This is a genomic window from Rahnella sp. WP5, from assembly GCF_000745615.1.
Classification (GTDB): domain Bacteria; phylum Pseudomonadota; class Gammaproteobacteria; order Enterobacterales; family Enterobacteriaceae; genus Rahnella; species Rahnella aceris.
The window spans coordinates 369,689-382,098 of the sequence record NZ_JQJR01000005.1 but is presented as its reverse complement, the minus strand read 5'-3'; the positions used below and the strand labels follow the sequence as shown (position 1 = coordinate 382,098).

The window sequence follows — 12,410 nt, the reverse complement described above, 5'->3', positions numbered from 1 at the left end:
GGTCATACTGGGTTGGTGGTAAGTGAGTTCATCAACCCCCAGTGTTCTTGCCGTTGTGTGCCTGGTCACTTCTCCGCCTCAGGCGGCGGTGGTATCTTGGGAGTTCTCACACAACCAAGAAGGACTGACTTTTATGCGCGGAGTCGTTGTACATCACGAGCACCGAATAGGTTTTATTGTCATCCGTGATTCAATCGGAGAATTCACGGTGGCTGAGCTGTTAGGTGAATACGATGTCGAGAAAGGCCAAATCATATCGGGTGCTCTACATGTACTCGGCAGTGAAACCTTCATAAATGAAACCGAAGGGGAGGAATTAAGTGTTTTTATTCAGGCTTATGGCATGACTGAACGGCAGTCAATTCGAATGATTCAAAACACTCGGTAATCCATTTTTTAAACAGGGCACAATCTTTGAGCGTCCAATGGCATTGTTCCGGGGAAATTAATTTTCCGGGGCAATGTTGAAAATTCGGATCCTCTGAAATTTTAATGCCTCTGTTTGCCGCAATTTCTAAGCGTTCGATCTTTTCCAGTAACTGATCAGCAATGACTTTCACTTTTTGCTTATCCATCCTGATACCTCATTAAGCTGCTGCGTTCTTGCCGTTGTCTGCCTGGTCACTTCTCCACCTCAGGCGGCGGTGTTATCTTGGTAGTTCTCACACAGCCAAGAAGGAAATGAAGGTGGAAAACGCTTCGACTAATTTAGTCACTTTAGCCCGTAGGATTGAAGCTCTTGAGAACGCATTCACGGTAGCGCTTCATTCCGTTTCAACCGCCTTACCCACAGTAAAGAGCGACGTCATTGAAAATCTAAATCGTCATGCTCAAGCTTATAAAGGTAAGGATCCTGCCGTTGCCTCGGCAACCAAGTTGCTTATTAACCGAATTGAAGCTTTCAATCCGAAGATAAGAGATTAATTTTGGTAATCTCGCCGCCTTCCAAAAAGGCGGCTACTTGGTGTCCATGCTTTTGCAAGATTTCAGAAACAGTTTCTTCAATTAACTCTTCATTCGAAGATCCCAAACCAATAATTTTCGGTTCTTGCTTATCCATCCTGATACCTCATTAAGCTGCTGTACCGACTTAAATCACTTCGAAAAGAAACCAACCCAACCCCAAGACAACCAGGAAAATAGCTGTCATTGAAAGCCAAATCTGGGCCCCTTCCTTCCACACTTCCCGCAGTGTTTTGCGGTACTCTTTTTTGGTGGACATATTCAGCGCTACACCAATAAGGAAGAAGGTTACAAAGGAAAGTCCGTACAGCTTTAATCCGAAATCCACCTTATCCATGCTGCTATCTCCAAATCACATTTCAGCGAATCATCCGATACTTCATGCGCCATCGGCAGCTACTGCGTGGGTTTCCTGTCTGTTCGCTGTTGATGGGATGATAATAGCTCAAGGTATTTTCCGTGTAAATAGCTTAAGATATATAAATATAGATATAGTTATTCGCGATTGATTTATATGGTGATTTATTTAAGGAGTGATTTTTCTGCTATCTGGTTTGAGCATTAGATATGCTAATTTAAGATAAAATCATGGGAACGTTTATGGATTACGGGGCTGAGGCTGAACGCCGGTACTAAGAGATGTGTCGTTTAGTCGGGGATGTAGTTTTTGTTGACCACTTCAGTGGCAGAAGGCCAGGAGACAAAGCGAGTTGCCACTTCTGAAGTGTTGCACTCGGAGATAGCGAAAGGAAATAGTAGAATATCGACCAGCTTCAGGTTATGGAAATAGCGGTAAAACATTGGAGGGTAGGTAGGAAAACCCGACTCAATTGCCGGGTTTTAATTTTTTAAAATTTCGGTGACCAAGGTAAAACAATGGTTTCGATAATAGAACCTTTGAGAAGGTTTTCAAATGCAATTTTTGTTACTATGTAAACAAAGTTCTCGAAAAACCATGAATTTTCATCATAGAACTTTTCGTCAATCTCGTCCTTAAGATCGCATTCAAAAGAAAGGGTTAAAGCCACTGTAGCTTCGAATAAAACCTCATCACCAACGTTAGAAAGTCCGGTGATAACAGGATTTACATCGAGAAAAAGCCAATAACCATCTTCGTCTTTTTGTGGAGTGACTTTGTGCTCGTTAAATCTGACATTAAACTTACCTCCTTCGGACTCCTGATCTTGGATTTCGAAAGAGGAGCTTTTTATATCAAATCCACGAAATCGAATTTTGTCAAGCATCAATGAGACCTTCCTTTCTCAAACGTACCCTTCCAAATTGACTTTTCGTCACGTTTTCTCATAAACCCAAAGGATGATTCGGTAATTTCAGAACGTCTATCTATATGAAAGTGATACTCTTTCCTATCGACTAAAGTATCTTCTATCGCTTTTTTTACGTAATCGTTTAGAGAAATACCAGCATTCCTTGCAGCAAGATATGCTTTTTTGTGCAATTCTTGGCCGATGCGAATGTTAAATGTACCACTCATAGGGCGGTCAGGTTCCTTGCCAATTTCCTGACAGGTTTCCAAATAATCATCAACAGCTACTTCAAATGCACTCTGCAGTTCAGAAACAGTTTGCGCTTCATAAGTGACAAGGTCATTTATGCACTCAAGTTTCCCATGGAGAGTTCCATCCTCTAAGGATACTTCGACGCTACCACAGTAACCTTTATGTTTAAGGAGGTTGTTCATTTCTTAAATCCCATCCAACAAAAGTTTAACTTCAACTAAAACATACCTCTTCATTGTGTTCTCAGGATGTGGCTCATGGAAAGCAACAAGCCTATCAAGCGTTTTGTTATAAAATTTTCTGCCAGATCCGCGCTTAGCTTTAAGTAGTTGAAACTCATAAAGCCCCATCAGAGATACCAACTCATCCCACGTAAAGTTTTTAGGTAGGGAATCAAGTTTTGCTTTTAGTTTTTCCTTTCTGGACACGCAGAGTACATCCTTAGGTAATCATAGTGCAACTGAAAGATAGTTGCAGATTATGTATGTTTTAGTCTCAAATGTAAGCATGTCAAGAAAGTACGCGGCATTATCATCCATGCCTGCGATAAGTCTGAGGAACGCTGCCTATCACTTTACCGTAAATAAAGACCCGGTTCATTTCATCACGAGTTATCGGATCCCACGTCTGGTACCGGGTGTTATCTGATAGAACCAACAGGTAATCTTTCATCTTCTGCAGGCGTTTAACGTGGGCAGTGTCGTCATAGAGAAACGCATAAATCCCATCCCCATCAAAAGACTGGATACTTATATCCACGAAGATCAGATCGCCAGGTTCAATGGTGCCAGACATGCTGTCACCTTTAACGTTAATCATCCGGATCTGCTCTTCCGAACGATTACCGAACATCATCCGGGCTTCTTCAGGGGTATAGGTGATCGTACGAACTACTTCTATGAATTCGTTGGTGTTGACCGTCCCAGGCCCGGCACTCACCGCTACATCCAACAACTCAATGCGGAAACCGTCTTCAATTCTGTACTGTTCGGATTTCTCCCTAACCAATAGGGGGGCACTGTGAGGCGCGTCACCAATACGCATCGGGCCATCTCCATCGGATAGCCATTCTGGCCTTACGCCAAGGACATTTGCGATCTGAATAGTTTTCTTCGAAGCCTTTGCACCACCTGAGACCAACTTCCAAATGCTAGGTTGAGCCATGCCAACAGCCTCAGCAAGCGAACCCTGAGTAAAGCCACCTTCGTCCATGGCTAGTTTTAGTCTTTCTGAAAAAGTCATTTTTCCCATCCTTCAATCATATAGCTGAGACTATATTTCATCAAATAGACAGGGCTATTTACTTGCCTCATAGTTTTGGCTATTATTCAGGTTGTTTAATAAAAGCTGGAGTAATTTATGGTCAACGAAGCTATTAAAGCCGCCATTGATATCGTTGGTAGTCAGCAAAAATTAGCTGAGGCCTGCAAAGTCAAACAGCCATCTGTCTGGGCATGGCTTCACGGGAAAAAGAAAGTATCCGCTGAAAATGCCATCCGCATAGAAAGGGCAACAAATGGCCGAATTTCTGCTTCTGAAATTCGCCCAGACCTCTCCATCCTTTTCCCTCAACGTGCAGAAAAGACGATCGAAGCTTAACCAAAAGCACTTAGCAACATAACTACCAAAGGAAAAACATCATGGTAGACCTGAAATCAGTAGTTAAAGCGATGTGCAAAGCCTATCCCGGCGGGCGATCAGCAATGGCTGGCGCTCTGGGCATGACTGAAACGCAGTTCAACAACAATTTGTACGAAAAGAACGGCTGCCGGTTCTTCGAAATTGCCGAGCTGGAAGCGATGGAAGACATCAGCAGCACCAATCACCTGGCGGATTACTTCTCCCAGCGGCGCGGTGGCTTTTTCGTTGAAATCCCAAATCGCGATGAGCTGGACCACGTTGATCTGTTTATTAAGGGCGTAAAGGTGGCTGCAAAGAGCGGGAAGGTGGATCAGCAAATCAACACGTCTATTGCAGATGACGGCGTGATTGATCAGAACGAGAAGGCCGAGATTATGGCGCTGCATTTCAAGCACTTATCTGCGCGCGATGAGTATGTGAAGTCAGTGGTGGCTTTGCATGAAAGGGTTGACGCCTCAGGAGTGCAGTCCCGAGGCGTCGGCGCATTAAAAACGTGTGTGGAGTAATTAACGCATGAACAGTTTAAACCGCGTTCGACCAGCAGTGCAATTCCAATGTGTCTCACTGTGCCCGTTCGTGTATGTGCAGATAGTAAGGGAGCAGGGCAAAGCCATCAACCACATCACAAAGCCTAAGGCTGTGGTTGAGCGTTATTGGAACATGTGCCGCCGGGCCGGTATTGCTGCTCGTTTGGCAGACGCTGAAACCCAAGTCATTGCAGGAGGTTCCGGTGGAAAACGAACAGATAGTGCCGTTTGAAATGGATTGCCGCGACTCGCGTGGACGCCTGGTTCATGTCGTCGGTGTTGATCAGGCAAATCATCGTGTGCTTTTCCGTCGGCCAGATTATCCGCTGGGCCTGTGCTTCTGTCCGCGTCGTGACTTCGGAATAAAATTTAAGAAGGTGTCGGAATGAGCCGGATCTTTGATGTAGTCCAGTCTCTATCTGGTCAAAAAAATGTGGTTGTCATACCCCGTCCGTACTTGCGGTTTTTCAAGGGTGAGCAGCAATGCCACGCGCTCGCGGCCGTTTTAAATCAGCTAGTTTTCTGGTCTGGATGCTCAACACTTGAAGATGGCTGGTTTTACAAAAGCCATAAGGAACTGGGCGAAGAAATTGGCGAATTGAGCGAAGACCAGACCGCGCGACTGGTCGATAAGCTGATTAAAAAACACCTTTCTGATGTCATTGAAACAACCTTGCGTAAGGTAAACGGCACACCCCAAAAACATTACCGTATCAGTGAAGAACTTCTGATTAAGCGCATTTTCCCTGAGATTTCTGATTCCGCGAAGTCACGGAATGGGAATCGCGAAGTCACGGAATCCATTCCGCAGAATCGCGAAATTCATTCCGCAGATGTGAAGATTGGAAACCGCGAAGCTGCGGAATCTTTTCTTTATACAGATCATAACAAACAGATCAGTAAACCTTCTTGTCCGCCTGCTACGCAGCCCGACGAAAGCTCTGATGAGAGTTTCTTAGCTGCGCATCCAGAAGCCGTGGTGTTCAGCGCTAAAAAACGCAAGTGGGGCGACGCCGACGACTTAAAGGCTGCCGAATACATCTGGCGAAAAATAATCCAGATGTACGAACGGGCTGCTGAATGTGACGGCGAGATTGCCCGACCGAAAGAACCGGACATGACGCTGTGGGCTAACGAAGTCCGCCTGATGTGTACAGCCGATGGCCGCACACACAAGCAAATCTGTGAGCTGTTTGTCCGCGCTAACCGAGACCCATTCTGGTGCAAGAACATCCTTAGCCCGTCGAAACTCCGCGAGAAATGGGACGATCTGACAATCAAATTGAGCGGCAATGTCATAGCAGGCGCGGCATCAGAACCGCACTGGAACAGCCCTGAAGCATGGGAGAACACCCTGTGAACAAAATGATGATGGCAGTTAAAAACCGCGATGGCGCCGCGCTGGCCAAAATGATGCCAGAAGATCAACCGCAACGCGTCGTGAACGCTGACGCTGAGAAGTTGGTCGATGTGCTGTTCACCAACCTGATGCAGATTTTTCCCGCTGCCAGGCAGACTGCACTGAGCACCCCGGCTGATGTGGCGGCGGCAAAGCGTCAGTGGATCATGGCATTTGTTGAAAGCGGCGTGACCACACTGGAACAGGTTCAGGCTGGCATGCGCGTTGCCCGCCAGCAAGAAACAGACTTCTGGCCGAGCTGCGGTAAGTTCATTGGTTGGTGTAAGTCTGGCGCTGCTCAGGCTGCTGGCCTGCCGTCGGTCGATGAGGTCATGGCAGAGTTCAACCAGTATTGCGCCCGCCGCGGCGACTACAGCACCCCAGCGGCTTACCCGTGGTCAGCTCCGATCATGTACTGGATTGTGACCGACGTCCGCCGCCTTATGCTGCAGAACAACTACACCGAAGGCGAAGTCCGCAAGTCCGTACAGCACCAGCTGACTATCTGGTCAAAACGTTTGGCAAAGGGAGAACAGATTCCGGCACCGGTTGTGATGCTGACCGCGCCAAAAGCGCCAGCAGGCCCGACACCCGCGCAGATCATGTATGACGAGTATCTCCGGAAAAAACGGGAGGGCTGGCTATGAGCACATTTCAGCAGTTAGTTATTGCAGAGCTTATGCGTGATCGGACCCCGCGCACCTGCAGCGAGATTGAAGCGGAAGTTATCGAGAGAAGCGGCGTTGTTCCTCCGCGTCATGCCGCCTCAACGGCAATCAATGCGATCGGCAAAAAATCTGGATTTGAAATCAGGGTGAACCGTGCTGGCCATAAATTCACTTACTCGTTAATCAGTTGGCCTGAAGGCGGCGTTCCGATAAAACCGGCTAAACCAGCAAAACCGACGCGTATGACTCTGGCAGAGATCAGTCAGATGTTCGATCGGTTGCTTTGGGCAGTACGTCAGGGAAGGGGACAGGCATGAGCTATCAGCTGAATGTTGGTCGTTGCGAGGATGTCCTGCGTGGCGTGGCAGATAACAGCGTCGATTCGATAGTCACCGATCCCCCGTACGGGCTGAACTTCATGGGTCACAAGTGGGATTATCAGGTTCCGACGGTTGAGCAGTGGGCCGAGTGTCTGCGCGTGCTTAAGCCCGGTGGCCACCTTCTGGCGTTCGGTGGCTCACGTACCTATCACCGCCTAGTTGTGAATATAGAAGATGCTGGGTTTGAGATCCGCGATCAGTTGATGTGGATTTACGGCAGCGGATTTCCTAAGTCAAAAAATCTGCAGGGTGAAAACGCCGGGATGGGTACCGCACTTAAGCCCGCGCATGAACCGATCGCCATGGCTCGCAAACCGCTGATCGGGAATGTAGAGACGAATGTCGAACAGTTCGGTACCGGCGCGCTGCACATCGATATCTCCCGCGTTCCGACGGAAGAGGCCCTAACTGGTGGCGCTGGCGCACTTCTGTCGCATGTTCGAGATGATAAAGCGCCAGACTGCGCCGAATGGCAACCAGGGCAGCTTGGCCGCTGGCCTGCAAACGTCATTCATGACGGTAGTGAAGAGGTGATAGCTGCATTCCCTGACGCAAAAGGTCAACAAGGCGACCTGAAAACTACGGGAAAATCACGGCCTGCACGCGTTTGTTATGGCGATATGAACGCGCCACGCGAACATGCCGCTCGAGTGGAAATCAGCAGATCAGCCGCACGATTCTTCTACTGCGCGAAGGTCACGAAGACAGAACGCGATGAAGGAATGGAAAGGTTTGTGCCAGTCACAGCATCTGAAATGACCGGCGGCCGCGTAGAGGGAAGCGCTGGTCTCAATGATCCGCGTGCTGGCGCTGGGCGAACATCTGGCGCACGTAATGCTCACCCAACCGTTAAACCCTGCGATCTGATGCGCTATCTCTGCCGCCTAATAACACCTGCGGGCGGCACGGTACTGGATCCGTTTATGGGTTCTGGTTCTACCGGGAAAGCCGCCATTCTCGACGGTTTCAGCTTTATCGGCATTGAACTCGACCCCGACCACCTGACCACCGCCGCCGCGCGTATTGCTCACTCAGTGAAGGTGATTGCTGATGAATGAACTTCAGAGAATCTGGCTTGATGCCTATCGCGGTTGGTTAAAAGCAGTCTCCTCGGAGGGGGAGCTGCATCCCACTGATTACACCGCTGCGCGGGAACATGCTGACGCTGTGCTGAACAGCCTGATCAGGGCTGGAGAGGTGACTGAATGATCCTGGGCAAATTAATCAGTTCACAGCGTTACCTTGATCGGAAAAAAGTCGTTGATAAAGCGCTTCGCTTCAAACTTTTTCGCGTTTCAGTGTATCCCGTCGTGCTTCGTGGTGTTCAGTACACGGTCCTGATGGACGGGCACCATAACTTAGCCGCAGCTAAATTAGCTGGAGTTGAACCGGTTTACATCGGGCCGCCGAAAAAGATAGTGAAGATATTCAGCAAAATGACCCAGCGGGAAATCGAGGTGCTGCTGATCAACAACGTAACCGATTGTGATTATTACTTTGTCGACACAGGCGAAGTGGTTGAACACCTTAGAATGCCGGAGTACCAGCCATGCAACTGACCCTGCCATTCCCGCCAAGCATGAACGGTTATTGGCGCTCACCCGGCAAGGGCGCAAAGATCAGCGAACGCGGGAGAATCTACCGGTCAAACGCCATCGGCGCGGTGTACGAACAATTGCGCCGCCGCCCTCAACCATTACACCAGGATGTGCAGGTCAGGGTCATCCTGTACCCGCCGAACAAGGCAAAGCGCGATCTGGATAACTTTCTAAAAGCGATGTTTGACAGCCTGACACACGCGGGCGTCTGGGTAGATGACAGCCAGATAAAACACATTGAGCTGAGGTGGGGGCCGGTGACTAAAGGCGGCAAGGCGGAGATCAATATTTCCACGTTTTCAGCGGCGGAGGTGTAATTTGCATTTTCAATTTAATTCAAATCAAAGTAGGTTTATTTGGTGCAAAGAACGCTCTCTGTGCAGTCGGTGTGCAGCCGAAAGGGAGTCATTAAAACTTAAAGTGTGGAGTGATCTATGAATCAGTTACTCGTAATTGAGGGTGTTTCTGTTCGTCTGGATAAAGATGGCCGCTACTGCCTCAATGATTTACACCGTGCCGCAGGGTACAAAGTCCAGCACCGCCCAAGTGACTGGATGAAGAACAAGCAAACTCAAGAGCTTGTTCAAGAATTAAGCAGAGAGGGAATTTCCTCTCTGGAAGAAAATCAACCACTTAGAGTAATAAATGGCGGCAACAACCAGGGCGTATACGTTTGCAAAGAACTTGTTTACGCTTACGCCATGTGGATTAGCGCTGCATTTAACCTGAAAGTTATCCGTACCTTTGACGCCGTTGCATCAAGTGCCCGCGGTTCCAGCGCCAACGACATGATGCTGGCCGGTGTTACGCTGCTTGGCTTCATGCGTAAAGAGCTTAACCTCTCCAACTCTTCAGTTCTCGGCGCGTGCCAGAAGTTGCAGGCCGCCGCCGGTCTTCCAAACCTGACGCCTGATTACGCCATCGATGCCCCAAGCGACGCCGTTGACGGATCCAGCCGCCCGACAATGTCCCTGAGTTCAATCCTGAAAAAATATTTAATCCCTGTCACCCCCGTTAAAGCCTATGAACGCCTCGCGCGCCTGGGCATTGTCGAACGCCGCACCCGACCAAGCAATTCAGCTAAAGCCAAAAACGGCGAGAAACAGTTTTGGTCAGTGACATCGAAGGGTTTGCAGTACGGGAAGAACATAACCAGCCCGAACAACCCAAGAGAAACACAGCCTCATTTCTATGAATCGAAGGTTCAGGAACTGATCAGGCTGATGGTAACGGCCACAGCGGCCTAACGGGGATTGAATGAGAGCATTGTTAAAACCGTATCCTCAGAGGGAGCTGGGGATCGTACAGTTCGCGCTGCCAGCGGACATGGTGAAGTTCTTCAGCAGTAAACGCCTGCTGATCACTAACGAACCCGCTGACCTGTATACCATGCCTGACGGTCTGGTACCGGTTGAGGCCCAGTCACTTTCGCGTGATCCGCGCCTGTCTGGTTTTCTGTCGTCTCCGGCGGTAATTGCCAAAGTCGGCGGCATGGCGGCGCTGACACTGTGGGTTAAACGCCACCGCGCCTGCGAGTGCCCGGATTACAACGGAGAATACCATCACCATGAGCTGGTGCAGGTTCCGCGCGGCCGTGGCGTGGTCTGTCTGTGCTGGGCGCATGACAATGAGTTTCGGGAAAAAGAATCTCCAAAACTGGATGCGACCGCGCTGGCGAACGCCGCCGAATTTGTGACTGAGGCAATCCGGTACCGGTATGGCCTGCCTGACGGCCGTCACCTGACCTTGCCAGAATTGTGCTGGTGGGCGGTTTCGAAAGGGGTGGTTAACCTGCTGCCGGAAGAAGTGGTCTGCGCGGCGCTGGGAATGAAATACAACCCGCCCGGTGGCCAGCGTAAAGAGGCTGATGTCAACCCGTGGGAGAAGCAACCCCGTGAAGAACTGGCGAACAACATAAAACCGGTGCTGGCGCTGGCAATCGATCCGGAGACACCGGAATCCTACTTCCGTATTCCGAAGCCCCGTCGGTACGAAAACACGAAATACACCCAATGGGTAAAGCGCCAGCCATGCTGCGGTTGTGGTAACGGATCCGATGATCCGCACCACATTACCGGTAATGGATTTGGTGGAATGGCAACAAAAGCGCATGACCTGTTCGTGATCCCGCTGTGCAGACGGTGTCACGACTCACTTCATGCGAATACCCCGGCTTGGGAAGAGGAGCACGGTGCACAGGAATTTCTGGTGCTGAAGACATTAGACCGCGCGCTGGCGATGGGTGTTATCGCAACCGGCAAAGCAAAATAAGTGTGGAGAGAATAATGCGTGATATTCAACTGGTGCTGGCTCGTTACGGCGTGTGGGCGAAAGATAATTCAGGCGTGGACTGGTCACCGATTGCGGCGGGCTTTAAAGGCCTGTTGCCGACTGAATCCAACAAGGTCGAATCCTGCTGTGATGATGATGGCATGATTGTAGATGCTGCAGTAGGTCGTCTGGCTGCCGTCCGTAAACCGGAAGAGGTAACACTCATCATGCTGCATTATCGCTTTGGTCTGTCGAAACGGAAAATAGCTAAAATGTATAAGGTGAGTGAAGGCCTGATCCGCCAGCAGTTGCAGGTAGCGGAAGGATTCGTTGATGGTTGCCTGGCAATGACCGGCGCCGTGTTGGAAATGGACGCCTATACCCAAAAAATCCGAGTGGCGAAAGTCGCTTAAAATAATTCTAGTGCGCTACGCAAAAACTCTTGTAGTCTGATAAGGTCGGTCACGTAGTCACAAAACTTAGACAATATTCGAACCTCGCTAACGCGGGGTTTATCGTTATGAGCCGGGGAATGGCAAAGCACATTACCGAGACTCTGGTTTTACGACCTATCAGTGAATTACTGGCCGCCACACCTCCGTTCGATTATTTGCATGGTGTTTTAATGATTAATTTTTTTACAAAGGTATTTATCCTTGATTACTCCATCAAAAAAGCGACCTTTGGATTTTACGGTTAAAAAAGTTTCGTAAATCCTTAAAGGGACGTCAATATACTGGTAAATACCAAGCTCGAAAAACTCTATTTCTAGAACTTTGCTTTGTTTATCGTAACCTATGGATTTGACTCTTGATGAGTTAACGGATTGGCGATTCACTTGTTTTTCCTAACAATGGATAGCTTTTTGTTATCGTATGCGAAAGGAGATGAATAAGGCAATGAGCACAAAACCCAAGTCCCATAATCCCTCCCAGAAGCACTTCGATTGGCCGCTGAACCGCTGCAAATTAGTGTTTTTGACCAGTGATTATGGGATACATGGAGCGTTCAGAAAGCGCATTTGCATGAGCGTTTGGAAACTAATTGATACGCACTATCGATCCCCAAACTTTCTGCGCTCAGTTGTGTCCCAACTAAAGACACAAAGTGCGTGTTTTATTGCTCTGGTGTGATATTTTCTGATTGTTGCGGTGAATCCTACCTATGCGGTAGGGCATATCAGCTATCAGCCTCACGTTGTGCGGAATGCGAACCATGGTTAGCTGACCAGCGGTTCACCGGGAGGCACCCGGCACCGCAGCACCTAATAGCACTGCTTTTCAGTCTACGAAGATGGGATAACCCGGAGTGGCTGGAAAGCACATTCGCATGAGTGCTGGAAATCTCACTGATATCACGTTGTGACCGCAACTTTTCAGCGCTCAGTCGAATGTTAATCGAATCCGTCCTCAAGGCTTTTTAGTTTTTCGGTCTCTGTGCTAT

The 12,410-nt window shown here is 48.9% G+C and carries 23 protein-coding genes; 15 read left to right on the top strand and 8 right to left on the bottom strand.

Features of this window, described 5'->3' with window-relative positions; genetic code table 11:
* Positions 1-326: 326 nt before the first annotated feature.
* Positions 327-575: a hypothetical protein gene (locus tag EX31_RS25900; RefSeq protein WP_037033044.1), complete on the bottom strand. Its 249-nt coding sequence runs from the start codon at positions 573-575 to the stop codon at positions 327-329.
* Between the two features lie 112 nt (positions 576-687).
* On the opposite strand from EX31_RS25900, the gene EX31_RS01770 reads away from it, so the two are divergent.
* Complete coding sequence (locus tag EX31_RS01770) at positions 688-924, top strand: hypothetical protein (protein WP_132964301.1); 237 nt, start codon at positions 688-690, stop codon at positions 922-924.
* Here the strand turns inward: EX31_RS01770 and EX31_RS26135 are convergent.
* Positions 902-1,060, bottom strand: coding sequence for a hypothetical protein (locus EX31_RS26135; RefSeq protein WP_197060706.1), 159 nt, complete (start codon positions 1,058-1,060; stop codon positions 902-904). The two genes, EX31_RS01770 and EX31_RS26135, sit on opposite strands and share 23 nt — an antisense overlap.
* A 30-nt stretch (positions 1,061-1,090) precedes the next feature.
* A complete protein-coding gene (locus EX31_RS01765; protein ID WP_013577809.1) occupies positions 1,091-1,300 on the bottom strand; it encodes a hypothetical protein in 210 nt (69 codons plus the stop codon).
* 345 nt (positions 1,301-1,645) lie between these two features.
* Between EX31_RS01765 and EX31_RS26250 the strand changes: the two genes are divergently transcribed.
* A complete protein-coding gene (locus tag EX31_RS26250) occupies positions 1,646-1,753 on the top strand; it encodes a DUF2767 family protein (RefSeq protein ID WP_231576022.1) in 108 nt (35 codons plus the stop codon).
* Positions 1,754-1,811: 58 nt separating this feature from the next.
* On the opposite strand, the gene EX31_RS01760 is transcribed toward EX31_RS26250, so the two are convergent.
* The 4 genes from EX31_RS01760 to EX31_RS01745 all read right to left on the bottom strand — a co-directional run bounded on the left by EX31_RS01760 (position 1,812) and on the right by EX31_RS01745 (position 3,734).
* Complete coding sequence (locus EX31_RS01760; RefSeq protein WP_013577808.1) at positions 1,812-2,207, bottom strand: hypothetical protein; 396 nt, start codon at positions 2,205-2,207, stop codon at positions 1,812-1,814.
* Complete coding sequence (locus EX31_RS01755) at positions 2,207-2,665, bottom strand: type II toxin-antitoxin system HicB family antitoxin (RefSeq protein ID WP_013577807.1); 459 nt, start codon at positions 2,663-2,665, stop codon at positions 2,207-2,209. The genes EX31_RS01760 and EX31_RS01755 overlap by 1 nt, the downstream gene beginning before the upstream one ends.
* A 3-nt stretch (positions 2,666-2,668) precedes the next feature.
* Positions 2,669-2,911 carry a hexulose-6-phosphate synthase gene (locus EX31_RS01750; RefSeq protein ID WP_013577806.1) on the bottom strand — a complete coding sequence of 81 codons (243 nt, stop codon included), beginning with the start codon at positions 2,909-2,911 and terminating at the stop codon, positions 2,669-2,671.
* Between the two features lie 103 nt (positions 2,912-3,014).
* Positions 3,015-3,734 carry an XRE family transcriptional regulator gene (locus EX31_RS01745; RefSeq protein ID WP_037033040.1) on the bottom strand — a complete coding sequence of 240 codons (720 nt, stop codon included), beginning with the start codon at positions 3,732-3,734 and terminating at the stop codon, positions 3,015-3,017.
* Between the two features lie 108 nt (positions 3,735-3,842).
* Between EX31_RS01745 and EX31_RS01740 the strand changes: the two genes are divergently transcribed.
* The 13 genes from EX31_RS01740 (at position 3,843) to EX31_RS01680 (ending at position 11,380) form a co-directional block, all read left to right on the top strand.
* Complete coding sequence (locus EX31_RS01740; protein ID WP_013577804.1) at positions 3,843-4,082, top strand: transcriptional regulator; 240 nt, start codon at positions 3,843-3,845, stop codon at positions 4,080-4,082.
* Positions 4,083-4,123: 41 nt separating this feature from the next.
* Positions 4,124-4,630, top strand: coding sequence for a YmfL family putative regulatory protein (locus tag EX31_RS01735; RefSeq protein WP_037033038.1), 507 nt, complete (start codon positions 4,124-4,126; stop codon positions 4,628-4,630).
* Between the two features lie 224 nt (positions 4,631-4,854).
* Positions 4,855-5,040, top strand: coding sequence for a DUF4222 domain-containing protein (locus EX31_RS01730; RefSeq protein WP_037033036.1), 186 nt, complete (start codon positions 4,855-4,857; stop codon positions 5,038-5,040).
* The gene (locus EX31_RS26245) at positions 5,037-6,011 is read left to right on the top strand and encodes a hypothetical protein (RefSeq protein ID WP_231576012.1); all 975 of its coding nucleotides are present in this window, start codon (positions 5,037-5,039) and stop codon (positions 6,009-6,011) included. The genes EX31_RS01730 and EX31_RS26245 overlap by 4 nt, the downstream gene beginning before the upstream one ends.
* Complete coding sequence (locus EX31_RS01715) at positions 5,993-6,697, top strand: replication protein P (protein WP_037033034.1); 705 nt, start codon at positions 5,993-5,995, stop codon at positions 6,695-6,697. Before EX31_RS26245 ends, EX31_RS01715 begins: the two co-directional genes overlap by 19 nt.
* On the top strand, positions 6,694-7,035 hold the full coding sequence (locus tag EX31_RS01710) for a hypothetical protein (protein ID WP_037033032.1): 342 nt from the start codon (positions 6,694-6,696) through the stop codon (positions 7,033-7,035). Before EX31_RS01715 ends, EX31_RS01710 begins: the two co-directional genes overlap by 4 nt.
* On the top strand, positions 7,032-8,156 hold the full coding sequence (locus EX31_RS01705; RefSeq protein WP_037033030.1) for a DNA-methyltransferase: 1,125 nt from the start codon (positions 7,032-7,034) through the stop codon (positions 8,154-8,156). The genes EX31_RS01710 and EX31_RS01705 overlap by 4 nt, the downstream gene beginning before the upstream one ends.
* On the top strand, positions 8,149-8,307 hold the full coding sequence (locus tag EX31_RS26130) for a hypothetical protein (RefSeq protein WP_197060705.1): 159 nt from the start codon (positions 8,149-8,151) through the stop codon (positions 8,305-8,307). The genes EX31_RS01705 and EX31_RS26130 overlap by 8 nt, the downstream gene beginning before the upstream one ends.
* Entirely contained in the window at positions 8,304-8,657 is a 354-nt protein-coding gene (locus EX31_RS01700; protein ID WP_037033029.1) for a chromosome partitioning protein ParB, read from the top strand. The genes EX31_RS26130 and EX31_RS01700 overlap by 4 nt, the downstream gene beginning before the upstream one ends.
* Positions 8,648-9,013 carry a RusA family crossover junction endodeoxyribonuclease gene (locus tag EX31_RS01695; RefSeq protein ID WP_037033027.1) on the top strand — a complete coding sequence of 122 codons (366 nt, stop codon included), beginning with the start codon at positions 8,648-8,650 and terminating at the stop codon, positions 9,011-9,013. Before EX31_RS01700 ends, EX31_RS01695 begins: the two co-directional genes overlap by 10 nt.
* A 117-nt stretch (positions 9,014-9,130) precedes the next feature.
* The gene (locus tag EX31_RS01690) at positions 9,131-9,943 is read left to right on the top strand and encodes a KilA-N domain-containing protein (RefSeq protein WP_037033025.1); all 813 of its coding nucleotides are present in this window, start codon (positions 9,131-9,133) and stop codon (positions 9,941-9,943) included.
* Positions 9,944-9,953: 10 nt separating this feature from the next.
* Entirely contained in the window at positions 9,954-10,967 is a 1,014-nt protein-coding gene (locus EX31_RS01685; RefSeq protein WP_037033023.1) for a DUF968 domain-containing protein, read from the top strand.
* A gap of 14 nt (positions 10,968-10,981) precedes the next feature.
* Positions 10,982-11,380, top strand: a complete 399-nt coding sequence (locus EX31_RS01680; RefSeq protein WP_037033021.1) for an antiterminator Q family protein — start codon at positions 10,982-10,984, stop codon at positions 11,378-11,380.
* Between the two features lie 209 nt (positions 11,381-11,589).
* On the opposite strand, the gene EX31_RS25075 is transcribed toward EX31_RS01680, so the two are convergent.
* Entirely contained in the window at positions 11,590-11,805 is a 216-nt protein-coding gene (locus EX31_RS25075; RefSeq protein WP_072012249.1) for a KTSC domain-containing protein, read from the bottom strand.
* Positions 11,806-12,410 lie beyond the last annotated feature (605 nt).